The 25,850-nt window shown below is 58.0% G+C and carries 25 protein-coding genes and 2 pseudogenes; 17 read left to right on the plus strand and 10 right to left on the minus strand.

Going from position 1 to position 25,850, the window contains the following annotated elements; translation table 11 throughout:
- Positions 1–127: 127 nt before the first annotated feature.
- The 6 genes from BXU06_RS11235 (at position 128) to BXU06_RS11260 (ending at position 5,169) form a co-directional block, all read left to right on the plus strand.
- Positions 128–874, plus strand: coding sequence for a Nif3-like dinuclear metal center hexameric protein (locus tag BXU06_RS11235; protein WP_077299578.1), 747 nt, complete (start codon positions 128–130; stop codon positions 872–874).
- A gap of 217 nt (positions 875–1,091) precedes the next feature.
- Positions 1,092–1,676: a ubiquinol-cytochrome c reductase iron-sulfur subunit gene (petA, locus tag BXU06_RS11240; RefSeq protein WP_077299580.1), complete on the plus strand. Its 585-nt coding sequence runs from the start codon at positions 1,092–1,094 to the stop codon at positions 1,674–1,676.
- An 18-nt stretch (positions 1,677–1,694) separates the two neighbouring features.
- The gene (locus BXU06_RS11245) at positions 1,695–3,035 is read left to right on the plus strand and encodes a cytochrome bc complex cytochrome b subunit (protein WP_077299582.1); all 1,341 of its coding nucleotides are present in this window, start codon (positions 1,695–1,697) and stop codon (positions 3,033–3,035) included.
- A 17-nt stretch (positions 3,036–3,052) separates the two neighbouring features.
- Positions 3,053–3,811, plus strand: a complete 759-nt coding sequence (locus tag BXU06_RS11250; protein ID WP_077299584.1) for a cytochrome c1 — start codon at positions 3,053–3,055, stop codon at positions 3,809–3,811.
- Between the two features lie 204 nt (positions 3,812–4,015).
- Complete coding sequence (locus BXU06_RS11255) at positions 4,016–4,618, plus strand: glutathione S-transferase N-terminal domain-containing protein (protein WP_077299586.1); 603 nt, start codon at positions 4,016–4,018, stop codon at positions 4,616–4,618.
- 77 nt (positions 4,619–4,695) lie between these two features.
- On the plus strand, positions 4,696–5,169 hold the full coding sequence (locus tag BXU06_RS11260; RefSeq protein ID WP_077299587.1) for a ClpXP protease specificity-enhancing factor: 474 nt from the start codon (positions 4,696–4,698) through the stop codon (positions 5,167–5,169).
- 88 nt (positions 5,170–5,257) lie between these two features.
- Here BXU06_RS11260 and glmM read toward each other — a convergent pair whose 3' ends face one another.
- From glmM to rlmE, 4 genes are all read right to left on the minus strand, one after another.
- The gene (glmM, locus tag BXU06_RS11265; RefSeq protein WP_077299589.1) at positions 5,258–6,619 is read right to left on the minus strand and encodes a phosphoglucosamine mutase; all 1,362 of its coding nucleotides are present in this window, start codon (positions 6,617–6,619) and stop codon (positions 5,258–5,260) included.
- Between the two features lie 84 nt (positions 6,620–6,703).
- Complete coding sequence (gene folP / locus BXU06_RS11270) at positions 6,704–7,549, minus strand: dihydropteroate synthase (RefSeq protein WP_077299591.1); 846 nt, start codon at positions 7,547–7,549, stop codon at positions 6,704–6,706.
- A gap of 75 nt (positions 7,550–7,624) precedes the next feature.
- Positions 7,625–9,532, minus strand: a complete 1,908-nt coding sequence (ftsH, locus tag BXU06_RS11275) for an ATP-dependent zinc metalloprotease FtsH (protein WP_077299593.1) — start codon at positions 9,530–9,532, stop codon at positions 7,625–7,627.
- Between the two features lie 115 nt (positions 9,533–9,647).
- Positions 9,648–10,265 carry a 23S rRNA (uridine(2552)-2'-O)-methyltransferase RlmE gene (rlmE, locus tag BXU06_RS11280; protein ID WP_077299595.1) on the minus strand — a complete coding sequence of 206 codons (618 nt, stop codon included), beginning with the start codon at positions 10,263–10,265 and terminating at the stop codon, positions 9,648–9,650.
- 49 nt (positions 10,266–10,314) lie between these two features.
- Between rlmE and yhbY the strand changes: the two genes are divergently transcribed.
- Positions 10,315–10,629 (plus strand): ribosome assembly RNA-binding protein YhbY, encoded by a 315-nt coding sequence (yhbY, locus tag BXU06_RS11285; protein ID WP_216352599.1) that lies wholly within the window; start codon positions 10,315–10,317, stop codon positions 10,627–10,629.
- A gap of 93 nt (positions 10,630–10,722) precedes the next feature.
- Here the strand turns inward: yhbY and BXU06_RS11290 are convergent, their stop codons facing one another.
- The 5 genes from BXU06_RS11290 to carA form a co-directional block, all read right to left on the minus strand.
- Positions 10,723–11,178 (minus strand): DUF4149 domain-containing protein, encoded by a 456-nt coding sequence (locus tag BXU06_RS11290; RefSeq protein WP_077299599.1) that lies wholly within the window; start codon positions 11,176–11,178, stop codon positions 10,723–10,725.
- Positions 11,179–11,218: 40 nt separating this feature from the next.
- Complete coding sequence (greA, locus tag BXU06_RS11295; RefSeq protein WP_077299601.1) at positions 11,219–11,695, minus strand: transcription elongation factor GreA; 477 nt, start codon at positions 11,693–11,695, stop codon at positions 11,219–11,221.
- 178 nt (positions 11,696–11,873) lie between these two features.
- A complete protein-coding gene (gene carB, locus BXU06_RS11300; protein WP_077299603.1) occupies positions 11,874–15,077 on the minus strand; it encodes a carbamoyl-phosphate synthase large subunit in 3,204 nt (1,067 codons plus the stop codon).
- A gap of 37 nt (positions 15,078–15,114) precedes the next feature.
- Positions 15,115–15,771, minus strand: a complete 657-nt coding sequence (gene leuE / locus BXU06_RS11305; protein ID WP_077299605.1) for a leucine efflux protein LeuE — start codon at positions 15,769–15,771, stop codon at positions 15,115–15,117.
- 98 nt (positions 15,772–15,869) lie between these two features.
- On the minus strand, positions 15,870–17,000 hold the full coding sequence (gene carA, locus BXU06_RS11310; RefSeq protein WP_077299607.1) for a glutamine-hydrolyzing carbamoyl-phosphate synthase small subunit: 1,131 nt from the start codon (positions 16,998–17,000) through the stop codon (positions 15,870–15,872).
- A 352-nt stretch (positions 17,001–17,352) separates the two neighbouring features.
- Between carA and BXU06_RS11315 the strand changes: the two genes are divergently transcribed.
- The 8 genes and pseudogenes from BXU06_RS11315 to BXU06_RS11340 all read left to right on the plus strand — a co-directional run.
- A complete protein-coding gene (locus BXU06_RS11315) occupies positions 17,353–18,543 on the plus strand; it encodes an AAA family ATPase (protein WP_077299609.1) in 1,191 nt (396 codons plus the stop codon).
- On the plus strand, positions 18,536–18,718 hold the full coding sequence (locus BXU06_RS11320; protein WP_077299611.1) for a hypothetical protein: 183 nt from the start codon (positions 18,536–18,538) through the stop codon (positions 18,716–18,718). The genes BXU06_RS11315 and BXU06_RS11320 overlap by 8 nt, the downstream gene beginning before the upstream one ends.
- 426 nt (positions 18,719–19,144) lie before the next feature.
- The gene (locus BXU06_RS17440; RefSeq protein ID WP_150125180.1) at positions 19,145–20,074 is read left to right on the plus strand and encodes a hypothetical protein; all 930 of its coding nucleotides are present in this window, start codon (positions 19,145–19,147) and stop codon (positions 20,072–20,074) included.
- Between the two features lie 172 nt (positions 20,075–20,246).
- Positions 20,247–20,711 (plus strand): hypothetical protein, encoded by a 465-nt coding sequence (locus tag BXU06_RS11325; RefSeq protein WP_077299613.1) that lies wholly within the window; start codon positions 20,247–20,249, stop codon positions 20,709–20,711.
- 120 nt (positions 20,712–20,831) lie between these two features.
- Entirely contained in the window at positions 20,832–21,200 is a 369-nt protein-coding gene (locus BXU06_RS17445) for a hypothetical protein (protein ID WP_150125181.1), read from the plus strand.
- A gap of 378 nt (positions 21,201–21,578) precedes the next feature.
- Positions 21,579–22,181: a flavin reductase family protein gene (locus BXU06_RS11330; RefSeq protein WP_077299615.1), complete on the plus strand. Its 603-nt coding sequence runs from the start codon at positions 21,579–21,581 to the stop codon at positions 22,179–22,181.
- A 245-nt stretch (positions 22,182–22,426) separates the two neighbouring features.
- Positions 22,427–22,744, plus strand: a complete 318-nt coding sequence (locus BXU06_RS11335) for an AbrB/MazE/SpoVT family DNA-binding domain-containing protein (protein ID WP_077299617.1) — start codon at positions 22,427–22,429, stop codon at positions 22,742–22,744.
- Positions 22,744–23,059: pseudogene (locus tag BXU06_RS11340) on the plus strand (type II toxin-antitoxin system YhaV family toxin); the annotation flags it as partial. The gene BXU06_RS11335 and the pseudogene BXU06_RS11340, both read left to right, overlap by 1 nt.
- A gap of 36 nt (positions 23,060–23,095) precedes the next feature.
- Here BXU06_RS11340 and BXU06_RS11345 read toward each other — a convergent pair.
- Positions 23,096–24,340 (minus strand): RNA-guided endonuclease TnpB family protein, encoded by a 1,245-nt coding sequence (locus tag BXU06_RS11345; RefSeq protein ID WP_077299619.1) that lies wholly within the window; start codon positions 24,338–24,340, stop codon positions 23,096–23,098.
- A gap of 23 nt (positions 24,341–24,363) precedes the next feature.
- Here BXU06_RS11345 and tnpA point away from each other — a divergent pair.
- Both tnpA and BXU06_RS11355 read left to right on the plus strand, forming a co-directional pair.
- Positions 24,364–24,693: pseudogene (tnpA, locus tag BXU06_RS11350) on the plus strand (IS200/IS605 family transposase).
- A gap of 772 nt (positions 24,694–25,465) precedes the next feature.
- A complete protein-coding gene (locus BXU06_RS11355; protein ID WP_077299621.1) occupies positions 25,466–25,834 on the plus strand; it encodes a calcium-binding protein in 369 nt (122 codons plus the stop codon).
- Positions 25,835–25,850: the final 16 nt, after the last annotated feature.

Here is a 25,850-nt window from a genome sequence, read left to right on the forward strand (position 1 = left end):
TCGCGCTCTCCACCAAACCCCACACTGCGGTGTGGGGTTTTTTGCGTGCAAAACCCGTTTCCCACTTGGGGTTAAGCCAGCGTCCGTGCGACAATTCGTCCCTGTTGAAATCCACGAGGTTTGTGCTATGCAGCGCAGCGAATTGCTTCAAGCCCTGGATGCCCTGCTCGAACCGTGGCGGTTCAAGGACTACTGCCCCAATGGTTTGCAGGTGGAAGGCCGGGCCAGCGTACAACGCGTGGTCACCGGCGTCACCGCCAGCGCCGCCCTGATTGAGGCAGCGATTGCGGTCGGGGCCGACACCGTGCTGGTGCATCACGGATATTTCTGGAAAAACGAAGACCCCAGGGTGATCGGGATGAAAAAATCCCGTCTGGCCCGGCTGCTGGCCCACGACATCAACCTGATTGCCTATCACCTGCCGCTGGATGCCCATCCAGTGCTGGGCAACAACGCCCAATTAGCCGCCGTGCTGGGCCTGCAGGTACATGGCCAGACCGGCGAGCAGAACCTGCTCTGGCACGGCGAACTGCCCGAGGCCATCACCCTGGAGGCCTGGCGGCAACAGGCCGGCGATTGCCTGCAACGCACGCCGCTGACGCTGGGCAATCCGCAGGCGCTCATACGCCGGGTGGCCTGGTGCACCGGCGGGGCGCAGGGCATGTTTGCCGACGCCGTGGCGCTGGGGGTGGACTTGTTCATCACTGGCGAAGCATCGGAACCCTGCGCGCATATTGCCGCAGAAACCGGCGTGGCCTTTGCCGCTGCCGGCCACCACGCCACCGAACGCTACGGCGTGCGCGCCGTAGGTCAGCACCTGGCGGACACGCTGGGCATTGACGTGCGGTGGATTGACCGGGATAACCCGGTTTGATCACATTGTTTTTATGGGCTGTCTGCCTGCCTTGCCTGGCAGGAACATCACTTGAATGGCCAGGACAGGACATCAATCGCGGCTGGCAGAAAACGACCGCGCCCTTGCGCTGTGCCGGTGGCGAACTAAGTTTTTTGCATAAACGCTTTAAGTCCCTACCGCCAATCAGGTAAAATCAGACAGTTTTAGCTCGGTTTTCATGTTTGAGGATGAGTAAATGAGTGAGCAACAAGTCGATACGGGCCGTCGCCGGTTCCTGACAGTTGCGACCAGCGCCGCAGGTGGCGTGGCCGCAGCGGCTGTCGCCACGCCGTTTGTGATGAGCTTCTTCCCTTCGGAACGCGCCAAGGCAGCAGGCGCCCCGGTGGAAGTGGACATCAGCAAGCTCGAGGCGGGTCAGAAAATCAACGTCGAATGGCGCGGCAAGCCGGTCTGGGTGGTCAACCGGACACCGGATCAGGTGAAAAACCTGGCCAAACTGGGCAGCAAGCTGGCTGACCCCACTTCCACCGTGCCGCAGCAGCCGGAATACTGCAAGAACGAGCATCGCTCGATCAAGCCGGAAATTCTGGTCGCGGTCGGGATTTGCACCCACCTGGGCTGTTCCCCAACCTTCCGTCCGGATCTGGCCCCGGCTGATCTGGGCCCGGAATGGCTGGGTGGTTTCTACTGCCCATGTCACGGTTCCAAGTTTGATCTGGCCGCCCGCGTCTATTCTGGCGTCCCGGCTCCGACCAACATGGAAATCCCCCCGCACAAATACATGTCCGATACCCGACTCCTGATCGGCGACGACAAATAAGCGAAGGGCACACACAAAATGAGCAAGCAACAAGCTGTTTTGGACTGGATTGACGCCCGCTTCCCGCTGACGTCAACCTGGAAGGCGCATGTTTCCGAATACTATGCGCCGAGAAACTTTAACTTCTGGTATTTCTTCGGTTCGCTGGCCATGCTGGTGCTGGTGCTGCAGATTGTCACCGGTATTTTCCTGACCATGAACTACAAGCCGGACGGCACGCTGAACGGCTCTGGCGTTCCGGTGGCCTTTGCCTCGGTTGAGTACATCATGCGTGATGTGGCCGGTGGCTGGATCATCCGCTACATGCACTCCACCGGTGCCTCGATGTTCTTTGTCGTGGTCTACCTGCACATGTTCCGTGGCCTGATCTACGGTTCGTACAAGCAGCCGCGCGAACTGATCTGGGTGTTTGGCACGCTGATTTTCCTGTGCCTGATGGCCGAAGCCTTCATGGGCTACCTGCTGCCGTGGGGCCAGATGTCGTTCTGGGGTGCGCAGGTGATCGTGAACCTGTTTGCCTCGATCCCGGTCATTGGCCCGGATCTGTCGGTGTTCATCCGTGGTGACTTCGTGGTGGGCGACGCAACGCTGAACCGCTTCTTCGCCCTGCATGTGATTGCCGTGCCGCTGATTCTGGTGGCGCTGGTGGCGGCTCACCTGATTGCCCTGCATGAAGTGGGTTCCAACAACCCCGACGGCGTGGAAATCAAGAAGAACAAAGACCCGGTTACCCATATTCCGCTGGATGGCATTCCGTTCCACCCGTACTACACCGTCAAGGATGTACTGGGTGTGGTGGTGTTCCTGATCGTGTTCAGCGCCGTGGTGTTCCTGATGCCGGAAATGGGCGGTTACTTCCTTGAGCACCCGAACTTTGACCCGGCTGACCCGCTGAAGACCCCGGCACACATTGCGCCGGTGTGGTACTTCACCCCGTTCTACGCCATCCTGCGCGCGATTCCGTCGTTTGCCGGCACCCAGGTGTGGGGTGTGCTGGGCATGGGCGGTGCCGTGGTGCTGATTGCCTTCCTGCCGTGGCTGGACAAGTCGCCGGTGAAATCGATCCGCTATCGCAGCACCAAGTTCAAGGTCCTGCTGGCCCTGTTCATCACCGCCTTCATCGGCCTGGGCATTCTGGGCGCGATGCCGTCGACCAATGTGCGCACGGTGATCGCCCAGATTTTCTCGGTGATTTACTTCGGTTTCTTCCTGGGCATGCCGTTCTTCACCAAGAATGACGTCGGCAGCGAAGCGCCGCCGGCACGCGTTACCGAAAACACCGGTAGCCGTCAGGTGCTGTTCTTCGTGCTCGTAGCCTTGGCAATTGGCGGTGCAACGCTGTTTGCCAAGATGGTCTGATCCAGGGGATGACAACAATGAAAAAGCATTTTCGTCACCTGATCGCTGCGCTGGCCCTGGTTCTGCCGGTGGCTGCCTTCGGCAATGCCGGTGGCCCTGAGCTGGAAAAAGCGCCGATCAATGTGAAGGACGTCGAGTCTCTGCAACGCGGCGCCCAGATTTTCAACAACTACTGCCTGTCCTGCCATTCGGCCAGCTACATGCGTTACAACCGTCTGCAGGATATCGCCTTGTCCGAGCAACAGATCAAGGACAATCTGATGTTCGCCACCGACAAGATCGGTGAGACGATGGCCATTTCGATGGACAAGAAAGAAGCCAAGGACTGGTTCGGCGCTATTCCGCCGGATCTGACCGTGATTGCCCGCTCGCGCGGCGCTGACTACCTGTACGGCTACATGCGCGGTTTCTACCGTGATGAAACCCGTCCGACCGGCTGGAACAACACCGTGTTTGACAAGGTAGGCATGCCGCACATCCTGTGGGAATGGCAGGGCGAGCAGCGCATGGAACTGGTGAAGGGCAAGGACGGCCATGAAGAGCACAAGCTGGTGCTGGTCAAACCGGGCAGCCTGACCAAGCTGGAAAACGGCAAAGCCGACACCAGCGAATACGACAAGCGTGCTGCTGACCTGGTGAACTACATGGTCTACATGGGAGAACCCACCCAGGTGAAGCGTGAGCAGCTGGGCTATGTGGTGATTCTGTTCCTGGCGCTGGTGATGTTCCCGCTGGCCTACTTCCTGAAGAAGGAATACTGGAAAGACGTGCATTAATCCCGCACTTCACATCCGGTCACAAAAAGCGGAGAGCGAGCTCTCCGCTTTTTGTTTATAAAATAACCACTTATCGTGCAAAACTGGCGGTTGCCCCCTGTGGGATGCTAGAATTGGCGATTGTTATCACCCTGCTGCTGCCAACCGGGCCGGCGATTCAGCCTGCACACGGTGGCCGCGCTCTTGACGGAGATCATACCGACTATGATGACGCTCTATTCCGGTACCACCTGCCCGTTCAGCCACCGCTGCCGGATTGTCCTGTTTGAAAAAGGCATGGACTTTCAAATTAACGATGTCGACGTGCACAACAAGCCGGAAGACCTCGCGGTCATGAACCCGTACAACGAAGTGCCGGTGCTGGTCGAACGTGACCTCATCCTGCACGAATCGAACATCATCAACGAATACATCGACGAGCGCTTTCCGCATCCGCAGCTGATGCCCGCCGACCCGGTGATGCGCGCCCGTGCGCGCTTGTTCCTGTTCCGCTTTGAGCAGGAGCTGTTTGTCCATGTGCGCCAGCTGGAGCAATCGCAAAACGGCAAGGCTGGCGAACGCGCCCGCGATGCCATCCGCGACAGCCTGACCCAGATTGCGCCCATTTTTGCCAAACAGAAGTTTATTCTGGGTGAAGAATTCTCCATGATCGACGTGGCCATTGCCCCATTGATGTGGCGTCTGGAACACTACAATATCGATCTGGGCAAGGCAGCCGCCCCGATCCTGAAATACTCCGAACGGATTTTCAGCCGTCAGGCGTTTATCGATTCGCTGACCCCGGCAGAAAAAGCCATGCGCAAGTAATACCGTGCTGCCATGCCGGCGCGGCCTCCCCCTGCGGGAGGCCGCAGCACAGCCAGACCTTCACGGAAAACTCCCCTATGCAAACCACCTCGACCAAACCCTACCTGCTGCGCGCCCTGTACGAATGGTGCGGCGACAACCACTACACTCCCTACCTGACGGTGTGGGTGGACGAACACGTACAGGTGCCGATGGCCTACGTGAAAAACAACGAAATCGTGCTGAACATCGGTGCCAACGCCACCCACAAGCTGCAGATCGACAACGACTATGTGTCGTTTTCAGCCCGCTTCAACGGCGTGTCGCACGATATCTGGGTGCCGGTAGGCAATGTGATGGGGATTTTTGCCCGTGAAACCGGCGAAGGCATGGGCTTTGACGTTGAGCTGATGCAAGACGCTGCCAGCGCTGCGCCCGGTGAAGATGCCGAGATCGTGACCTTGCAGCCGGTGGTACACGCTGCTGTGCCAGCAGCAGAGGCAGGCCCAGGTGATGAACCGCCCCCCAGCCGCCCGGCAGGCAACCGCCCGTCGCTGAAAATCGTCAAATAAGGCGCTGCAGTGGGCAGCATGCCCGCCAGCCTAAAAAAATGGCCTCGACGGACATCTACCGTCGAGGCCATTTTTTCAGCCCGTATATTTACAGCGCGGCCCCCACGCTGACAGCGCCAGACTGAATCGCCTGGGCAATCTGCTGCGCCCAGTATTGCGCCTGTGCCTTATCCTCGGCTTCCACCATCACCCGCACCACCGGTTCGGTGCCACTCGGGCGCAACACCACCCGACCCGAACCATTCAGCGCCGCTTCGGCCTCGGCCAGCGCCGTGCGGCTGGCACGCTGCCAGTCCATGCCCGGTGTCAGGCGGACATTGATCATGGTTTGTGGAAACGGCTGCCAGTCACGGCATACACCGGCCAGATCGGTATCCAGCACCGAGAGCGCCATCAGCACCTGCAGGCTGGAAATAATCCCGTCGCCCGTGGTGTGCCGGTCCAGGCAGAGCAAATGGCCAGAACTTTCGCCGCCCACCAGCCAGCCACGCGTCTGCAGCTGCTCCAGCACGTAGCGGTCGCCCACCTTGGCACGGGCAAAGGCAATGCCCTGGCGCGCCAGCGCCTGCTCCATCGCCAGATTGGTCATCACCGTGCCCACCACGCCACCTTCCAGCCGGCCAGTCAGCTTGCGTGCCTTGGCCATCACGTACAGCAGCTGGTCGCCATCGTACAGCCGACCCTGACGGTCTACCATCATCAGCCGGTCACCATCGCCATCCAGGGCAATGCCATAGTCTGCATCATGCGCCAGCACCGCCTGCTGCAGCGCCTTGGTGTGGGTGGCCCCGCACTGGTCGTTGATATTGAAGCCATTGGGCTGGGTGGCAATTTCAATCACCTCGGCCCCCAACTCGTGAAACACCTTGGGCGCGATATGGTACGTTGCGCCATTGGCGCAATCCACCACCAGCTTCAGGCCGCGCAGATCACGGTCAGTGGGAAAGGTGCTCTTGCAAAACTCGATATAGCGACCCTGCGCATCAGACAGGCGCTTGGCACGGCCCAGCTCAGCCGACGGACGCACCTGCATGGGCTGATCAATCTGCGCTTCGATTTCCAGCTCCAGCGCATCGTCCAGCTTGACCCCCCCTTCGGCAAAAAACTTGATGCCATTATCCTGGTAGGGATTGTGCGAGGCCGAAATCACCACGCCGGCCTGCAGGCGCAAGGCACGGGTCAGGTAGGCAATACCCGGTGTGGGCAGCGGCCCGGCCAGATACACATCCACGCCAGCAGCGGCAAACCCGGCTTGCAGCGCGGCCTCCAGCATATAACCAGAAATACGGGTATCTTTACCAATCAGCACCCCCGGACGATGACGGCTATCGTGCTTGACCAACACCTGACCGGCGGCGTAACCCAGCCGCAAAACAAAATCCGGGGTAATCGGTGCCTGGCCCACTTCACCGCGCACCCCATCGGTGCCAAAGTATTTGCGTGCGCTCATTGTGTCCTTTCTGCGAGGTGGCAAGCCACTGGCATCGCCCCCATATGATGACGGATTGGGCCATTTTACGCGGTTCTGCCGGTTTCAGCAGGCCCGTTGTGTGGCGCGCATGGCCTGCCAGACCGCCAAGGCATCGCGGGTCTCGGCCACATCGTGGACGCGGACAATTGCCGCACCATGCTGACAGGCCAGCAAGGCCGCCGCCACGCTGGCCGCCACCCGCCGCGCCGGCACATCCTGTCCGGTGACCGCCCCCAGCATCGACTTGCGCGACAAGCCGGCCAGCACCGGGGCCAGACGGGCGCATTCTCCCAGCCGGGCCAGCAGCGCGTAGTTGTGCTCAACCGTTTTGCCAAAGCCAAAGCCAGGGTCAACCAGCAGGCGCGAAGCGGCAATGCCACCGGCCAGCGCAGCGTGCGCCCTGGCGGCCAGGTAGTCGATCACCTCGGCCACCACATCGCGGTACTGGGGCGCTTGCTGCATGGTTTGCGGCGTGCCCTGTTTGTGCATCAGACAAACCGCAGCTGACGATGCCGCCACTGCCGCAATGGCACCCTCGTCCTCCAGCGCCGCCACATCGTTGATCAGGTCTACCCCCAGCGCCAGCCCGGCACGCATCACCGCCGTGCGTCGGGTATCCAGCGAAATCGGCACCGGGTAGTCACGCAGCGCCTCCAGTACCGGCAGCACCCGGTCGATTTCTTCCTGCTCTGACACCAGCGGGGCATTGGGCCGGGTGGATTCGCCGCCAATATCCAGCAGGTCGGCACCTTCCGCCAGCATGGCTTCGGCACGGGCGCGGGCGGCATCTGGCAGCAGATAGCGCCCGCCGTCAGAAAACGAATCCGGGGTGACATTGAGAATGCCCATGATCAACGGGCGCTGCAGCGACAGCACAAAACGGCCAGCATGCAAGGTGGCAGCAGACATACACACTCCATAAACCCATAAACGACAACGCGGCAGCCCGAAGGCTGCCGCGTGTGTCCAACTTTAAAACAACACTCAGATTTCCTGCGCCGGCTTGATCGTCGGCGTCACCGGGGTGGGCGTGGCCGGCGGGGTGGTGCCGTTGCTATTGCTGCTGCTCGGGCGCGGCGGACGCGGCGGACGGCCCTGCATGATGTCCTCGATCTGCTCGGCGTCGATGGTTTCCCATTCCAGCAGTGCGGCGGTCATGGCTTCCACCTTGTCGCGGTTTTCTTCCAGCAGGCGACGGGCCAGCGTGTACTGTTCGTCGATGATGCGGCGGATTTCCGCATCCACCTGATGCATGGTGGCTTCCGACAGGTTCTTGTGCGTGGTCACCGAACGGCCCAGGAACACTTCGCCTTCGTTCTCGCCGTAGACCATCGGGCCAAGCTTGTCGCTCATGCCGTAGCGGGTCACCATGTCGCGGGCCATCGAGGTGGCACGTTCAAAGTCATTGCTCGCCCCGGTGGTCATCTGGTGCATGAACAGCTCTTCGGCAATCCGGCCACCAAACAGCACGGACACACGTTGCAGCAGATAGTCACGGTCGTAAGCGTAGCGGTCCTGCTCCGGCAGTTGCATGGTCACCCCCAGCGCACGACCGCGCGGGATGATGGTGACCTTGTGCACCGGGTCAGACTTGGGCAACAGCTTGGCGACGATGGCATGGCCGGATTCGTGGTAAGCGGTGTTCTTCTTTTCCTCGTCGGTCATCACCATGCTGCGGCGCTCGGCCCCCATCATGATCTTGTCTTTGGCCGACTCGAAGTCTTCCATGTCCACCAGGCGCTTGTTGCGGCGGGCGGCAAACAGTGCCGCTTCGTTGACCAGGTTGGCCAGATCGGCACCGGAGAAGCCCGGCGTGCCACGACCGATGATTTCCGGCTTCACGTCCACCGCAATCGGCACCTTGCGCATATGCACATTGAGGATCTGCTCACGGCCACGGATGTCCGGCAGCGGCACCACCACCTGGCGGTCGAAGCGGCCAGGGCGTTGCAGTGCCGGGTCGAGCACGTCCGGACGGTTGGTGGCGGCAATCACGATCACCGTGGAATTGGTGTCGAAACCGTCCATCTCCACCAGCAGCTGGTTAAGCGTTTGTTCGCGTTCGTCGTTGCCGCCGCCCAGACCTGCGCCACGCTGACGGCCCACCGCGTCGATTTCATCAATGAAGATGATGCACGGCGAGTTTTTCTTGGCGTTCTCGAACATGTCGCGCACACGGGCCGCGCCCACGCCGACAAACATTTCCACAAAATCCGAACCGGAAATCGAGAAGAACGGCACCTTGGCTTCACCAGCAATGGCCTTGGCCAGCAAGGTTTTACCGGTACCGGGGCTGCCGGCCAGCAGAATGCCGCGCGGGATGCGCCCGCCCAGTGTCTGGTAACGGCCCGGCTCGCGCAGATAATCGACGATTTCCTTCACTTCTTCCTTGGCTTCGTCGCAACCGGCCACGTCAGCAAAGGTGATGCTGTTCTGTTCCTGGTCCAGCATGCGTGCGCGGCTCTTGCCAAAGCTGAACGCGCCGCCCTTGCCGCCGCCTTGCATCTGGCGCATGAAGAACACCCAGACACCGATCAGCAACAACATCGGGAACCAGGAAATGAAGATGTTCATCAGCAGCGACGGCTCTTCTTCCGGCTTGGCCGAGAAGCGCACATTGCTCTTGATCAGCTGGTTCACCAGTTGCGGATCGTACGGCGCGTAGGTGGTGAAGGCGCTGCCGTCAGCACGGCGACCCTTCAGCCACTGCCCGCGCAACGGATGGCCTTCGATGACCACCGACTGCACCCGACCGGCTTCGACATCGCCGATGAATGTGGAGTATTCGACCTGGTTTTGCGTCTCTTGACGCTTGCTGAACTGGTTGAACACCGTCATCAGCACGAGGCCGATAATGACCCATATGGCGATGTTTTTACCGATGTTGTTCAAAGCGGACTCCTTAATGTGCCCTGACCTGCCAAATCTGTAGCAGCCATTTCCCGGCAGGAAAAAAATTTCATCGGAAACAGCACCTTTTTCATTGTAAACCCTGGATGCCCAACTGTCAGCGTCGACCTTTGCCCAACAGGTACACTTCGCTGCTGCGATCCCGTGAGGCCTTGGGTTTGCGACTGTGTACTTCGCTGAAGGTTTCCCGCATGGTTTTCAGAAACGTGTTGAACTCGCTGCCCTGAAACACCTTGACCAGAAAATGTCCGCCCGGTTTCAGATGCTCCTGGGCAAACATCAGGGCCAGTTCCACCAGATAGGCGCTGCGCGCCTGGTCGATGCTGCTGTTACCGGACATGTTGGGGGCGATGTCAGAGATTACAAGGTCAACGGGCCGGCCTTCCAGCAGTTGCACAAACTGCGCCAGCACCTCGTCCTCGCGAAAGTCGCCCTGGATGAACTGCACGCCCGCCACCGGGTTCATCGGCAAAATGTCCAGCGCCAGCACCCGGCCTTGTTCGCCCACCTTGTCCGCCGCCACTTGCGACCAGCTGCCCGGTGCCGAACCGAGGTCGGCCACGGTGATGCCGGGGCGCAGCAGTTTGTCCTTTTCGTCGATTTCCAACAATTTGTAGGCAGCCCGCGAGCGGTAGCCGTCCTTTTGCGCCATGTGGACATAATGGTCGTTCACATGCTCGTTCAACCATGCCTTACTGGTTTTGCTGCGTGCCATACAGTAAACTCGTGTTTTGAAACTGCTCTTTGACAAGAATACGATGAAAATCGAACTCTCTTCTGACGAACGACGCCATTTGAAGGCGCTCGCCCATCCGCTTAATCCGGTGGTGATGATTGGCAATAACGGCCTGACGGACGCCGTAATGCGTGAAATCGCCATCAACCTGGACGCCCACGAACTGATCAAGATTCGTGTCCAGGGTGACGACCGTGAGGTCCGTGTGGCCTTGCTGGAACAGATTTGCCAGGATCTGAGCGCCGCCCCGGTGCAACATATCGGCAAACTGCTGGTGATTTATCGCCCGACTGGCGATGCCAAAATCACCCTGCCCAAAAAGCAGGGCAAGAAAAAGGCCTGATGTTCCCACCCCGTCCGGGGTGGCAATCCAGCCACAGCGGCGAGCCCAGGCTCGCCGCTTTTTTCATGTTGTTGCGTATTGTGTTTTTGCCACTCAGCGCCGCTCGCGCCACAGCACCCACACCACGCCCAGCACACTTTGCAGCAGGTACACGCTGCTGGAAATACCATGCCAGGGGCCAAAGCCCAGGCCAAGCACCTGGCTGGCCTGACCTGCAGCGTCCAGCGGGGTCTGCTTGAGCTGGTTGATCACCGGATGAATCAGCCACTGGTTAAGCAGCGAGCAGCCCAGCATCGCCCACACCAGCCGCGCCAGCGCATGGCGATGGCCATGCAGGCCATAGCGCAGGGTGTACAAGCCCAGCCAGACCAGCGCGCACCCCAGCCCCAGCCATTCCACCAGGCTGAACATCCGTCCGGCCAGCGCGCCAGCCAGCTGGCTATCCAGCTGGGCAAACAGCACCGGAGCCACGCCCCAGCCCACCATCCACTGCCCGCCCAGCCACAGGGTCAACGCCAGGCGGCGCAGCCGTGGGTTCCAGTCGCTCATACAGCCTCCTGACCCCTGCCGGATCTGGCCCGGAAGGGGATTAACGGTATTCTACGTCCAGCACTTCGTATTCACGCAGGCCACCCGGAGCCTGCACTTCGGCCACGTCGCCGCTTTCCTTGCCAATCAGCGCGCGGGCAATCGGCGAATTGACCGACACCTTGCCCTGCTTGATATCCGCTTCGTCGTCACCCACGATCTGATAACACACTTCGTCGTCGCTTTCCATGTCCAGCAGCTTGACCGTGGCACCAAACACGATGCGGCCATCGGCGTCCAGCGTGGTCGGGTCGATGATCTGCGCATTGGACAGCTTGCTTTCGATTTCGGCAATGCGGCCTTCGACAAAACCCTGGCGCTCCTTGGCGGCGTCGTACTCGGCGTTTTCCGACAAGTCGCCGTGGCTGCGGGCTTCGGCAATCGCGGCAATCACGCTTGGGCGCTCAATGCTTTTCAGGCGCTGCAGTTCGGTTTTGAGTTGCTCGGCGCCCAGCACGGTCAGCGGAACTTTAATCATCTGGATTCTCCAGGAAACCCGGCAACAGGCCGGATTCCACACAATAAAAGGCAAGCCGCCGTTGAAAAACGGCGGCTTGCTGAAGTCGGATTGACGGGGTAATTCCCGGATTGTAACGGCAAGCCGGGCGGTTTCCAAGTATGAACCGCCACCCGGCATGCCAGGCGGAAGAAAAAACTTACAGCTGGGCGTGCAGCGACTGCACGCTGTAAACCCCCAGGTCCTGCAGATGGCGCATGCCCACGCACACCGCACGGGCACCCGCCAGCGTGGTGTACTGCGGAATGCGGCCTTGCAGCGCCGAGCGGCGGATCGAGTAGCTGTCCTGCACTGCCTGGCGTTTTTCGTCCACGGTGTTGATCACCAGACAAATTTCGCCATTCTTGATCATGTCCACCACATGCGGACGGCCTTCGGTCACCTTGTTGATGGCGGTCACCGGCAGGCCCTGCTCGCTGATCATCTGCGCGGTGCCACGGGTGGCCACCAAGTCAAAGCCCAGGTCAAGCAGGTCGCGGGCCACTTCGACAATGCCGGTCTTGTCCGACTGACGCACCGACAGGAACACCTTACCCTGTTTCGGGAAGCGGTCGCCAGCGGCCAGCTGGCTTTTCACATAAGCTTCGGCAAACGAACCGCCCACGCCCATTACTTCACCGGTGGATTTCATTTCCGGGCCAAGAATGGTGTCCACGCCAGGGAACTTGATAAACGGGAACACGGCTTCCTTGACGGCGAAATACGGCGGAATCACCTCGCGGGTCACGCCCTGGGCGGCCAGGCTGATGCCGGCCATGCAGCGTGCGGCGATCTTGGCCAGCGGCTGGCCAGTTACCTTGGACACAAACGGCACGGTGCGCGAGGCGCGCGGGTTGACTTCCAGCACATAGATGGTATCGCCCTGAATGGCAAACTGCACATTCATCAGGCCCACCACGTTCAGCGCCTTGGCCATGGCAACGGTCTGGCGGCGGATTTCGTCCTGTACGTCAGCGCCCAGGCTGTACGGCGGCAGCGAGCAGGCGGAATCACCGGAGTGTACGCCGGCTTGCTCGATATGCTGCATGATGCCGCCGATGATCACCTGTTCGCCATCGCTGATGGCGTCCACGTCCACTTCGATGGCGTCGTTCAGGAAACGGTCCAGCAACACCGGGCTGTCATTCGACACCTTCACTGCCTCGCGCATATAGCGTTCGAGGTCGGCCTGCTCGTGGACGATTTCCATCGCCCGGCCACCCAGCACGTAGGACGGACGCACCACCAGCGGATAGCCGATTTCAGCCGCCAGGCGGATGGCTTCCTGCGGGTCACGCGCGGTGCGGTTGGGCGGCTGCTTGAGCTTGAGCGCGTGCAGCATCTTCTGGAAGCGTTCGCGGTCTTCGGCGCAGTCGATCATGTCCGGAGTGGTGCCAATGATGGGCACGCCGTTGGCTTCCAGCGCACGCGCCAGTTTCAGCGGGGTCTGGCCACCGTACTGCACGATCACGCCGATGGGTTTTTCCACATTGACCACTTCCAGCACGTCTTCCAGCGTCAGCGGCTCGAAGTACAGGCGGTCGGAGGTGTCGTAGTCGGTGGACACGGTTTCCGGGTTGCAGTTGACCATGATGGTCTCAAAACCGGATTCGCGCAGGCTCAGCGCGGCGTGGACGCAGCAGTAGTCAAATTCGATGCCCTGGCCGATGCGGTTTGGCCCGCCGCCCAGCACCATGATTTTTTGCCGGCTGGACGGTTGCGCTTCGCACTCTTCTTCGTAAGTCGAGTACATATAAGCGGTGTTGGTGGCAAATTCCGCCGCGCAGGTATCCACCCGCTTGTACACCGGACGCACGCCGCTGGCCCAGCGCTTGTTGCGCACTGCGCCCTGGTCGGTGCCGAGCAAGACGGCCAGACGACGGTCGGAGAAGCCCTTGCGCTTGAGGCGGCGCAGGGTGTCGGCGTCCAGGCTGTCCAGCTTCTGGCCCTTGAGCTCGGTTTCTTCGGCCACCAGGTCTTCCAGCTGGGCGAGGAACCACGGGTCGATCTTGCACACGTCGAAGATTTCGCGCGCGCTCATGCCAATGCGGAAAGCATCGGCCACGTACAGCAGACGATCCGGCCCCGGCTCGCCCAGCTCGCGGGTGATGGTTTCGCGGTCGGTCGAACGCTCATCCAGGCCAGACAGGCCGGTTTCCATGCCGCGCAGGGCTTTTTGCATGGATTCCTGCAGCGAACGGCCCATGGCCATCACCTCGCCCACCGACTTCATCTGGGTGGTCAGGCGGTCGTTGGCCTGCGGGAATTTCTCGAAGGCAAAACGCGGAATCTTGGTGACCACGTAGTCGATCGACGGCTCGAACGAGGCCGGGGTGGCCCCGCCAGTGATGTCGTTTTTCAGCTCGTCCAGCGTGTAGCCCACCGCCAGCTTGGCCGCCACCTTGGCAATCGGGAAGCCGGTGGCCTTGGACGCCAGCGCCGACGAACGCGACACGCGCGGGTTCATTTCAATGACGATCATCTCGCCATTGTCCGGATTGACGGCAAACTGCACATTGGAGCCGCCGGTATCCACGCCGATCTCACGCAACACCGCCAGGCTGGCGTTACGCATGATCTGATATTCCTTGTCGGTCAGCGTTTGCGCCGGGGCCACGGTAATCGAATCGCCAGTGTGCACGCCCATCGGATCGAAGTTTTCGATCGAGCAGATGATGATGCAGTTGTCGTTGCGGTCGCGCACCACTTCCATCTCGTACTCTTTCCAGCCCAGCACCGACTGCTCGATCAGCAGTTCATGGGTGGGGCTGGCTTCAAAGCCGCGTTCGCAGATGGTGACAAACTCTTCCTTGTTGTAAGCGATGCCGCCGCCCGAACCGCCCATGGTAAACGACGGGCGAATCAGCGTCGGGTAGCCCACCTGTGCCTGCGCGGTCAGCGCCTGCTCCATGGTGTGGGCCACAAACGACATCGGGCAGAACAGGCCGATTTTTTCCATCGCCAGCTTGAACTTGCCGCGATCTTCCGCCTTGTCGATGGCTTCTTCGGTGGCACCGATCATTTCCACGCCAAATTTTTCCAGCACGCCATTGCGCGCCAGGTCCAGCGCACAGTTCAGCGCGGTCTGGCCACCCATGGTGGGCAGCAGGGCATCCGGGCGTTCTTTTTCGATGATCTTGGCCACCATCTGCCAGGTGATCGGCTCGATATAGGTCACGTCGGCCATGTCCGGGTCGGTCATGATGGTGGCCGGGTTGGAGTTGACCAGAATGACCTTGTAGCCTTCCTCACGCAGGGCTTTGCACGCCTGAGCGCCAGAATAGTCGAATTCGCAGGCCTGGCCAATCACAATGGGGCCGGCGCCAATAATCAGGATGCTTTGGATGTCTGTACGTTTGGGCATTCTTGCACTCTACACAATCAATATGAATTCGGGAGGGTCAGTTCAGGCTGGCGCTGGCGAGTTTGGCGCCAAAGCCGACAAACAGCACGCCAACGCCGCCAGTCATCGACGCGGCCAGCTTGCGTCGGCGGCGAAAACCATCAGCCACCCTGACGCCGAGCAGAATCAGCACGGTCAGGTAAGTCAGGCTGAACAGCTGCACAATCGCGCCCAGCGCCAGAAAGGTCAGCGCCGGATACGGATAGGCCGGATCGACAAACTGGATAAAAAACGAAATAAAAAACAAAATGGCCTTGGGGTTCAGCAGGCTGATCACCAGCGCCTTGCGCATGGGATGGCGGCTGTCCTGCTCGCGCATCGGCGCAGCGGGCGCCTGCGAGGCTGGTGCCGGATGACGCCAGCCGCGCCAGGCGGCGCGCAGCATGTTCAGGCCAATCCAGCCCAGATAGGCCGCGCCCACATACTTGAGCAGGATGAACAGCGCCGGCAGAGTATGCAGGATCGACGCCACCCCGGTGGCCGACAACAGCATCAGGATGGCATCGCCGACAAACACGCCACTGGCCGCCTGAAACCCGGCGCGCACCCCGCGCTGCGCGGCAACCGACAACACGTAAATCGAGTTGGGGCCAGGCAGCAGGACGATGAACAGGGTGCCCAGCAGGTAAGTAGGCAAATCGGTAATCCCAAACATGGGCAGTGTGTCCTTTAATCTGGCGCAGGCGCGTTGCCACGCCTGCGCCGGTCAACGCCGGCGCGCAAACGCACCGGCGGCATCAAGCCATCAAGACCTCAGGCGCGAGCCTGCTGCATGGCGGCGGTAAAGCGGTCAAACAGATACGCCACGTCGTGCGGGCCAGGGCTGGCTTCCGGGTGGCCCTGGAAAGAAAACGCCGGGCGATCGGTCAGGGCAATGCCCTGCACGGTGTGGTCAAACAAACTGCGGTGGGTCACGCGTACATTGGCCGGCAGGCTGGTTTCGTCCACCTGGAAGCCATGGTTCTGGCTGGTGATCATCACCCGGCTGCTGTCCAGATCCTGCACCGGATGGTTGGCACCGTGGTGGCCAAACTTCATCTTGCTGGTTTTGCCACCGGCGGCCAGGCCCAGCAGCTGGTGGCCCAGACAGATGCCAAACACCGGCAGGCGGGTGTCGAGAATCTGGCGAATGGCGGCAATGGCGTAGTCGCACGGTTCCGGGTCGCCGGGGCCGTTGGACAGGAACACGCCATCCGGATTCAACGCCAGCACCTGCTCAGCCGGGGTTTGCGCCGGCACCACCGTGACCTTGCAGCCGCGTTCGGCCAGCATGCGCAGGATGTTGTGCTTCACCCCAAAATCATAGGCCACCACGTGATACTGTGGGAGGGTCTGGGTGCGATAACCCTCGCCCAGCGCCCATTCGCGGTCGGTCCAGGCGTAGGGCTCGGTGCAGCTGACCACCTTGGCCAGGTCCTGGCCGGCCATGGAGCCAAAGCCCTGGGCCAGCGCCACCGCCTTGGCGGCATCCACCTCGCCGGCCATGATGCAGCCGGCTTGTGCGCCTTTTTCCCGCAGGATGCGGGTCAGCTTGCGGGTGTCGATATCGGCAATCGCCACCGTGCCGGTGCGGGTGAGGTAATCCCCCAGCGACTCCTGAGCACGGAAATTGCTATGCAGCAAGGGCAGGTCGCGGATGATCAAACCGGCGGCAAATACGCCGCGCGATTCGGTGTCTTCTGCGTTAGCCCCCACATTGCCGATATGCGGGTAAGTCAGCGTGACCAGCTGACGGGTATAAGACGGATCGGTCAGAATTTCTTGATAACCGGTGATGGCAGTGTTGAACACCACTTCACCGACGGTATGTCCGGCCGCGCCAATGGCGCGACCAGTAAAAACGGTCCCGTCAGCCAAGGCAAGAATTGCGGGAATCGTGGACACTGGCTGCTCCTGATACGTGTGTTTTTGAAGGCTTGATGCGAATAACGGGACAAGGCGCTCCACGCCCGTCCCGTTTTGACAAACTTTCAGATTGTACCTTTTTTTACCCCCCTCCCGCAACTTTGCGGCAGCGCAACATGTGCAGGAGATGCGTCAGCCGTGGTCAGAATGCCGACATCGCCGTGTCGGCTGTCGCACAGCGCTGCCTGGGTTGTAGTGCATGGGGGGCGGGGAGGCAAGGAAGAAGGGGCTGGGATTCGCGGGCGGGGGTGAACGGCATATACTGGGCGCATCGCACGCCGCATGTGCCAGCGGCTGTGTGGCTTTTTTCTGAATCCCAAAGGCTTGCCCCATGCTGCGCACCCTGAAAATCCAAGGCTTTAAATCCATCCCCGACCTTGAGCTTGAACTGGGCCGGGTCAATTGCTTTATTGGTGCCAATGGCGTGGGCAAAAGCAATGTGCTGGAAGCATTAGGCGTGCTGGGCGCGGCGGCCAGCGGCGTGGTGGACGACGAAAGCCTGCTGCGCCGGGGCGTGCGCGCCGGCACGCCGCGTTTATACAAAACCTCGTTTGCCGGCCTGCGCACCCCGCCACACATCAGCATGGACATCACCACCAGCCAGCAGGCGGCATATCGCGTTTCCCTGCTCAACCCGCTGGATGCGCCGGAACCTGCCTGGGCCTACAAAACCGAAACCCTGAACGATGGCGAGCGCGATATCGTCTCTGCTGGCGTGCGCAGCCAAGCCAAATCGCTGAACCCCAAAGCCGGGCTGGCGGCGCTGAAACGGGTGGAGCTGGCCGAGGACAACCCCGCAGCACAACTGATGCAAACCCTGCAAGACTACGCCATTTACTGTCCCAACACCCCGGCGCTGCGCGGTATTGCCCCAGACCCGCAAACCCGCGCCCCCGTGGGCCTGAACGGCGGGCGACTGGCTGAAGGCTTTGCCGAGCTGCAACGGACACTACAAGCAGACAACGAACCCGGCGAAGCCATTCTGGATGACATCCTGGCGCTGATCGACTGGGTAGATGAAGTCGAAGCCAGCCAGCACGCCAGCGCGCTGCTCTCCAGCCAAGTGCCGCGCGGAAAATGGATGCTGAAATTCACCGACCGCTTCATGAACGCCAACCGCAACACCCTGACCGCCTACGACGCCAGCGAAGGGGCACTGTATATCCTGTTCTGCGCCACACTCTGCCTGGCGGAATACGGCCCAAAAGTGTTCGCCATCGATAATCTGGATCAAGCGCTTAACCCCAGACTACTTACCCGGCTGGTCAGCCACCTCGCCGCCTGGCTGGCGTATCGCGACCCAGATCAACAATTGCTGTTTACCGCCCATAACCCTGCCGTGCTGGACGGGCTGGATTTAAACGACCCAGAAGTGCGCCTGTTTGCCGTAGACCGCACCCAACAAGGCCACACCTGCGTGCGCCGCATCGTGCTGTCTGAAGCTCTGTGCCAGCAACTGCACAGCTACCCGCTTTCCCGCCTGTGGATGATGGGCCACCTGGGCGCGGTGCCAAATGTCTGAGCCTTTGCGCATTGCCCTGGTGGCGGAAGGGCCGACCGATCAACCGCTGATTGCAGCAGCGCTGGGTGCCATCTTGCCCGACCAGCCATTTGTGCTGACGAAATTGCAGCCAGAACCCACCTATCCGCAAATGGGCACGGGCTGGGGCGGCAGCCAGGTGGATGTCTTGGTGTAGCGGCGGCGTTGGGGGTGGCACAGTTATGGGTAGGTTCGCAGGGAAAACCATGAGCAACAAACCATGTAGATGGCAATTGCACAGAAATACTGATGACGTTATGCTTGTGATGGATCGGATGTGGCCTACAAGCTGATCGGAGCAAAGCACAGAATGATGTGTGCTGGCGGCTTGGGCTTCTGGGCTTTTGCAGTGGGCAGCCATTGAGAGAGGGTTAGACGGCATCTGAGGTGGGTTATTTTTGTAGACACCATAAAAATAAATACTTATTATTTTATTTTTGACTTATGTGATATTCGCCGAACTAGGTTGAAGCGACAGTTGCCGTCCAATTAAAGTTAGCCATAATGCAAAATACCTTCGGTTTACCACCTAATATTATTAATTAACCGCACCAACCTAGCAACCTGAGTACACATTGAATACATGATAACAAATAAACCACACCCTGACGAATTTAAAAGCCTAAGCATTCAGTATTTAGTTCAGTCCGTAGACCTTATATGGAAAACAGAGGTAGCACTCTGTGTTGTTGATGGGGACTGGGATACCAATAATAACCTACAAGAGGAATGGGAAGAACGGCAAGGGACACTCGGAAATTCCCTGATAATGCTATTTCTTTCTATAGAAAATTATTTCAAGTTCGAAATATCTAAAATAGATACATTGCTACTTTTATCTGATGCACCTTCAAAATGGGGCACATCAAAAGAAAACAAAGACTTCGAAGACTTATACATCCACCAGTTCGATGACCTTATCGTAATTTATCAAGAGGTTACCTCAAAAAAAATAAAGCCAGAGGTACAAGAACGGCTAAGTGATTTACGAAAGAGGCGCAATAAGTATACTCACGGACTCCACAGAGAGCTTATTTATCCAGAATACGTCGTTAAATCAATTTCAATATTTCTGACAAGCCTATGGGGGCCTGAGTGGGTCACGGAGTTTAAGTCGGTCATATTGACGGAACCACTATACGGGCTTTCAACCGAAGAAGAAGAGCAAATGCAGTTGTTAAACTACTATAAGTTCTTTGAAAAATATTTATCAAATAAAGATTTTAGGAAATTAATAGGCATGCCGGAAAGTGGAAGGCGATACCTCTGCCCATATTGCACAAACTCCTCAATTGAATCAGGTATGATAATAGCAGCAAACTACGCCTTGCTTGATCCTAATCAGCCAGATTCAACAGAGCTAAAATGTTGGGTTTGTAATTTTCACGCTGATGTAGAAAGGCGTGATTGCTCCAAGAAAAATTGCCCAGCCAACGTAATTTTTCCAGAGAATACATATTATGAGCATACTAGCAATTGCTGTCTCACATGTGGCAGTGCTCAAAGCAGTTAATACATCAGATAGAAAATTCGCAGTTATATCAGGCAGCAAGGAGTTTCTGGCTCCCTTCCCGCACCTCGCGGCACAAAAAATCTTGCACAAATTACCGGTCTAACTTACCGTTGCACCTGCGTCACACAAACTGACGCAGGTGCAACGGTAAGTTAGCCATCAGGAACTGATCGTGCCCTCCGAATTCGTGCTTTCCCTAGGAGCATCTGATGTCATTGCGGTCTTAGCCGCACTAGTGGCCGGGCTATCCGCTTTATATGCAAGGTGGGCTGCCGAAGAGGCAAAGCGCGCCAATGAGCTAGCGCTTTTGGCTCACAGAAAAGCTATCTACGATGCGTTCTATGAGTTGAAAATGCATATGGAGCAGCGAGGGTTTCGTCCAGACATGGAGCAAGTATCCAAGTTTTACTACCCATCAAGAGATGCTGCCTTCTATGTCAAAGAGTCCTTGTCTAGTGAAATAGCAAAGTACTTTGAGCTATGTTTCAAAGTTGCAGATCTGGCAAGGCTCGGAAACGGCCTTTACCCAAAAGAAAGCGAAGAAGTAAAAGACGCTTTTAAACAGGCGCGAGAGATCTCAGAAGAAATAGACAGTGCTTTGAAAGCAGCGGTCAAAAAATATGCCGAAAATGGCTAACAATTCCGTCGAGAGGGACTGCCCACGAGCTGCGCTTGTGGGTTCCCTTCGCGGCTTTGCCGCTACGGCGACCCCTCACGTCAAACGTTAGGCACCACTTAGAAACCAGGGAGTAATTTTATGAAAATATATTTTTTAGTCATTATTCTAATAAGCATACCCATAAATTCTCACGCAAAAGAAATGTATCACGCACCTTCTTCTGGCGATAGTGGAACTTATTATGTGTTAAAGCATTCAAAAATCGAGAATGGAATAATTAAAGTTCTAACTAGCCGTATAGGAAAAGGCAACGAATACACAGACTTTACTGAACTCAAAATTAACTGCGTATCAAAGCAATATTTTGAACTGGCTGGCAGCAATGAAGACGGCGCGCAAGAAAAGCCAAGCAAACCGCTTAAAGATTGGTCTAGCCAGTCAAAATGGACATCTCTCGTTACTGGCTCAAGCAAATACGATCTAGTTCAATTTATTTGCAAGAAATAAAAAGCCTAACAAAGCAATCAAACGGATGGTTTTTAAGTTGCATTTTTGCCATTCCGCTTTTCCACATTTTACGGCAAAAGTCAACTTAAAAACCGTCGCTTATCGCGACGTTAGCACTCTCGGGATACCTCATGCCAAACGGTCGCGAAGGCGAGTTCAAAAAGTAAGTGCAACAGTTAATAGCTAAATCAAATCAATGGCGAGCTCAAGCGCCAAGTGCAACAGAGCAAAATTTAACTACCTGCCGTAATTCAATCACAGCATCCTTAGCTTTTACACCTGACAACATTAAGCGCGCGGCCCTCAGGCCGGTACTTAATGTTGTCAGGCACACTTTACATTTAGTCTACGCAGACACCTCCCCCCCAAAACCCTGCCATGTATCTAAACACCACCCAATTAACCGCCCAAGAAAACTATCGCCATCTTGTCGGTGGCGTCATCCCTCGGCCAATCGCCTGGATCAGTACAATTTCTGCAACGGGCATTACCAATCTGGCTCCCTACTCATTTTTTACCGTAGCCAGCTGCAACCCTCCCGTCCTGCTGTACACACAAGTGACACCGAGAAGCGGCAAGAACAAAGACACGCTCACAAATATTCTTGCCACGAAATCCTGTGTGATCAATATCGTGAGTGCGGCATTGCTGGAAAAAATGAATGCCACATGCAAAAGCTTTCCACCCGAAATCAGTGAGTTCTCAGCGGCGGGGATCGAATCTTGTGAAAGTCAATGTGTTGCCGCGCCGGCAGTGGCTGCATCAAAAGTTCGCTATGAGTGCGCGCTTCGAGAAGTGATTCAGGTGTCTTCCGAGCCATCGGGCGGCAGCGTTGTTTTGTTGGATGTGCTTGGGATCTACGTTGCCGATGATGTGCGCGTTCAATCAGACATCAGCCATGACCTTCTTGATGCAGTGGGCAAACTTGGCGGTGATGGGTACGCATATACACGAGAGACCACGGTCCTTGCCCGGCCATAAAAGGGCACCCGTCAAAATCGTGGCGCGCAAATTAAGCACTTCCTCTGCCACCAATGACGCCACAAACGCTGGCTGCGTCTGACGCAACACCCGCCTCTCGCACCGCCCCCCCCAAGCTGACCGGCAACGGATGCGCGAAGGCTCAGCGATCTCACCCCACAATCTGGCAACCCCAAAGCAAGCCTGACATTGACGTGGTAAGGAAATTTTCTTACTTTGTCAGTATTGCGATCAGGAGAGCCGCCATGCCGGTCATTCAAGAGGTGGCCACCGTCACGTCCAAGGGGCAGATCACACTGCCCAAGTCCATTCGACAAGCGCTTGGCGCTGATACCGGCAGCAAGCTCTCGTTTGAGCTTAGGGGCAATGAAGTGGTCGTGACCCGCGCGGATGCCGAGCACGAGGACCCAGCCATTGCCGCATTTCTGGCCCTACTGGCGCGCGACATTGAAACAGGCCAGAATGTGAGCGGCCTGCCCGAGGATCTGGCTCGCACGATGCTGGAGCACGCGGGCTTCAAGGCAGAGCTGGGTGACGATTTTGACGAAGACGTGGAAATCTAATGCAACGGCATGGCTGGACGCTGCTGTTTCATCACCAGCTGATTGAGCAGATGATGAAATTGCGCACGGCGGTGCTGCGCGCGCAAGAAAACGACCCGGAAGGGTTTGGGGCCAACGCCAACGTCAAGTTCTTCCGCGCCTTGGTCCAGTTGATACAAGACGTGGTGCCGGACGATCCTGCCCGCGACGAATATCGCCAAGGCAATACCATGGGGCCAGCTTACCGTCACTGGCGGCGGGCCAAGCTCGGCAGGCGCTATCGGCTGTTCTTCCGCTACGATTCGAAGGCGAAGGTGATTGTGTACGCATGGTTGACATCCTCCCCTCCCTCTCGCCTATGGCTCGCCGCGCTTAAGCGCGGGAAGGAAGGAGATTCCTACTGCGGCTAGCTAAAAGCTCACTCACTTCGGCGGGTTCCTGCTTCACCGAGCGGCCTGACTGCGCCAACTCTCCACAGGCTAACCGGGCATGTCCTGCCCTTAATACGTTGATCGCGCCGACCAGATCGGCATTTTCCTCGAAACCGCATTCCATACACTCGAATCGGGCTTGTGTTGGTCGGTTCTCCGCCGACACATGGCCGCAACTCGGACAGGTACGGCTTGTGTTTTGCGGTGGCACGGCAATGAGATGCCCGCCGTTCCAGGCCAGCTTGTAATCGAGCTGGCGGCGAAACTCGGCCCAGCCTTGGTCGAGAATGGCTTTGTTCAGGCCGGATTTGGCGCGAACATTTCTGCCCGGACTTTCGCTTGTCCCTGCCGCTGACCTGGACATATTCCGCACCTGCAAATCTTCGATGCACACAATCGCGTGGTTTTGGCTGATGGTGGTCGTGGCTTTGTGCAGGTAGTCGCGGCGGGTATTGCCGATACGGGCGTGAATCTTCTGGATGCGGGCTTTGGCCTTCTTCCAGTTGTGGCTGAATCTGGTTTTACGGCTCATTGCCCGCTGCGCAGATCGCAACGCGGATTCGTTCCGTTTGAAGCTATTGAGCGGAGCGAGAAATGAACCATCTGACAGCGTGACAAAACGGGCAATGCCCATGTCGATGCCGACCATACCGCCCCTCGGCGTGGCAGCTTCAACTTCACGTTGCGTCTGGATGGACACGAACCACTTGCCGCCCGACTGGCTCACCGTCGCATTGCGCACTTCTCCCAGCGCTTCCCGGCTGTTGCGGTAGCGCAGCCAGCCAAGCTTGGGCAGGAAGATGCGCCCATTAGCCTGATCGAGTTTAATTTGCTTCGGGTCGGGGTAGCGGAAGCTGTCGCCTTGGCCTTTCTTCTTGAAGCGGGGAAATGCTGTCCGCTTGGCAAAGAAGTTCTTGTAGGCTTTTTCCAAATCCTTGAGCGCGTGTTGCAGCGGGTGAACCGGCGCATCTTTGAGCCAGGGTGTCTCGGTGCCATTGCGCCACGCGGTCAGATTCCTGGCCATTGCCACATAGCCAATGAACGTGTTGCCGGCCTCGTGATTGTCCTTTTGCAATGCCAGCGCCTTGTTGAATACGAAGCGACAAGCGCCCGCGTAGCGGCGCATATTGTGCTGCTGTTCGCCGGTCGGCTGTAGTTCGTATTTGAAGGCTTGAAGTCGTTGCATGGCGGCCAGTATACTCTTGGCCTATGAGCGAAGAAATTGATATTCTGCACGGTAGACACTGTGTTTTCAGGATGCATTTTCACTTGGTCTTTGTTACCAGGTATCGACGTGATGTGTTCACTAAAGAGGCTCTGGTGCTGGTGAACTACCCGCCGAAGGTGGCGGTATCGGCACTGGTGAACAGCCTGAAAGGCGTGTCCAGCCGCATGATTGGCTAGAAGAACTCCCCGAGCATCCGCAAGAAGTTATGGGGCGGCGCATTGTGGTCGCCATCGTATTTTGCTGGAAGCTGCGGCGGTGCGCCCATCGAGGTCATCCGCCAATACATCGAACAGCAGAAGACGCCGCACTAAACGGCAAAAGCAAGGAGGGCTAGTAGCCAGTCACCATGATCTGAATCGACTGACAGGCGATTAGAGCGCTTTCGGCATGAGTTTCACCTCAGGTGTCGTTCCCGCGAAGGCGGGAACCCAGACCGCGCCACAGCGTGCGCGGTGGGCATGGCGCAGGTAGCGCTGATGAGCGCTCACCCCGCTGTACGCTGTGGACACGCCTGGATTCCCGCCTGCGCGGGAATGACGCGGTGGGGCGCGGCGAGTGGTTCGTCGTGGAACGTGAGCCATCGTGTTTCAACGTGACTGGCTACTAGGCCGTCCGCGCTATCCTTCCCCGCCCTGAAGCGCGAGGTTTGCCGCGCAACTGATCAAGGGATGCGCTGATTTATTCAAAAAAATTGTTCTCACCAAGAGCAAAACCCAGCAAAATCAACACCCTGGATTCCCGCCTTCGCGGGAATGACGATTTTTTCAGCGTATCCCAAGAGGTCTGATTAGTTTTGTGAAAAAAGCTCCTGAAAAAGAGCTTTTTTCACTTGGGGACTTTGATAGCCCTGTTGTTCTGGGTATTGAGCGCGTCCGCTTCGTCACGGGCTGAGTTTGTCGCCGAAAAACTGCAATCCAGCAGCGGGGTGATATTGGCGAGCCTCTCTCTCAAAGCTCAAAAGCTATGCAAGACACAAGGCAGATTTAAAAGCCAAGTGCAAAAAATAGTGAGTGGGCCACTTTTTTAGCAAGTTCTTCTTGCGCTGGCTCAGCCCTCCCAATAACAACTGCCTTCAGGAGCATCATGGCCATCACCCCCAAACAACCTGAGCGAGAGCGCCGCATCTACGACGAAATCATTGTGGATGCCTATGGCGAAGTCGAGCATGCCATGGGCTGGTATTATTATCTTGAGTCCGCTTTGCGGATGCCTTTTAAAGCGGAATGCTTTGTGCAACGGCCAGGACTGCCGTTGAAGGTTGGTGACGCGGTCGAAGTGATTGACATGGCCGATGAAGATCAGTGCATGAACGAGGTTTTTGTGCAGGTCAAGCAGGGCAAAAAGACATTTATCGCACCGCTGGGGCAGCTGGCGTGTTATTCAAACGATGAACTCACTTGTGAAGCCGTCGAGGATTGGCATTATTGGCAGGCGCGTGGGTATGAGTATTGAGAGCCGTTCCCCCCCT

Origin of the sequence: Aquaspirillum sp. LM1 (assembly GCF_002002905.1) — a bacterium.
Lineage (GTDB): Bacteria > Pseudomonadota > Gammaproteobacteria > Burkholderiales > Aquaspirillaceae > Rivihabitans.

Bases quoted from the DNA above. Each gene is read 5' to 3' on its own strand.
- BXU06_RS11235 (WP_077299578.1), top strand. From the start codon at position 128: ATGCAGCGCAGCGAATTGCTTCAAGCCCTGGATGCCCTGCTCGAACCG.
- petA (WP_077299580.1), top strand. From the start codon at position 1,092: ATGAGTGAGCAACAAGTCGATACGGGCCGTCGCCGGTTCCTGACAGTT.
- BXU06_RS11245 (WP_077299582.1), top strand. From the start codon at position 1,695: ATGAGCAAGCAACAAGCTGTTTTGGACTGGATTGACGCCCGCTTCCCG.
- BXU06_RS11250 (WP_077299584.1), top strand. From the start codon at position 3,053: ATGAAAAAGCATTTTCGTCACCTGATCGCTGCGCTGGCCCTGGTTCTG.
- BXU06_RS11255 (WP_077299586.1), top strand. From the start codon at position 4,016: ATGATGACGCTCTATTCCGGTACCACCTGCCCGTTCAGCCACCGCTGC.
- BXU06_RS11260 (WP_077299587.1), top strand. From the start codon at position 4,696: ATGCAAACCACCTCGACCAAACCCTACCTGCTGCGCGCCCTGTACGAA.
- glmM (WP_077299589.1), bottom strand. From the start codon at position 6,619: ATGAGCGCACGCAAATACTTTGGCACCGATGGGGTGCGCGGTGAAGTG.
- folP (WP_077299591.1), bottom strand. From the start codon at position 7,549: ATGTCTGCTGCCACCTTGCATGCTGGCCGTTTTGTGCTGTCGCTGCAG.
- rlmE (WP_077299595.1), bottom strand. From the start codon at position 10,265: ATGGCACGCAGCAAAACCAGTAAGGCATGGTTGAACGAGCATGTGAAC.
- BXU06_RS11290 (WP_077299599.1), bottom strand. From the start codon at position 11,178: ATGAGCGACTGGAACCCACGGCTGCGCCGCCTGGCGTTGACCCTGTGG.
- greA (WP_077299601.1), bottom strand. From the start codon at position 11,695: ATGATTAAAGTTCCGCTGACCGTGCTGGGCGCCGAGCAACTCAAAACC.
- carB (WP_077299603.1), bottom strand. From the start codon at position 15,077: ATGCCCAAACGTACAGACATCCAAAGCATCCTGATTATTGGCGCCGGC.
- leuE (WP_077299605.1), bottom strand. From the start codon at position 15,771: ATGTTTGGGATTACCGATTTGCCTACTTACCTGCTGGGCACCCTGTTC.
- BXU06_RS11315 (WP_077299609.1), top strand. From the start codon at position 17,353: ATGCTGCGCACCCTGAAAATCCAAGGCTTTAAATCCATCCCCGACCTT.
- BXU06_RS11320 (WP_077299611.1), top strand. From the start codon at position 18,536: ATGTCTGAGCCTTTGCGCATTGCCCTGGTGGCGGAAGGGCCGACCGAT.
- BXU06_RS17440 (WP_150125180.1), top strand. From the start codon at position 19,145: ATGATAACAAATAAACCACACCCTGACGAATTTAAAAGCCTAAGCATT.
- BXU06_RS17445 (WP_150125181.1), top strand. From the start codon at position 20,832: ATGAAAATATATTTTTTAGTCATTATTCTAATAAGCATACCCATAAAT.
- BXU06_RS11330 (WP_077299615.1), top strand. From the start codon at position 21,579: ATGTATCTAAACACCACCCAATTAACCGCCCAAGAAAACTATCGCCAT.
- BXU06_RS11335 (WP_077299617.1), top strand. From the start codon at position 22,427: ATGCCGGTCATTCAAGAGGTGGCCACCGTCACGTCCAAGGGGCAGATC.
- BXU06_RS11345 (WP_077299619.1), bottom strand. From the start codon at position 24,340: ATGCAACGACTTCAAGCCTTCAAATACGAACTACAGCCGACCGGCGAA.
- BXU06_RS11355 (WP_077299621.1), top strand. From the start codon at position 25,466: ATGGCCATCACCCCCAAACAACCTGAGCGAGAGCGCCGCATCTACGAC.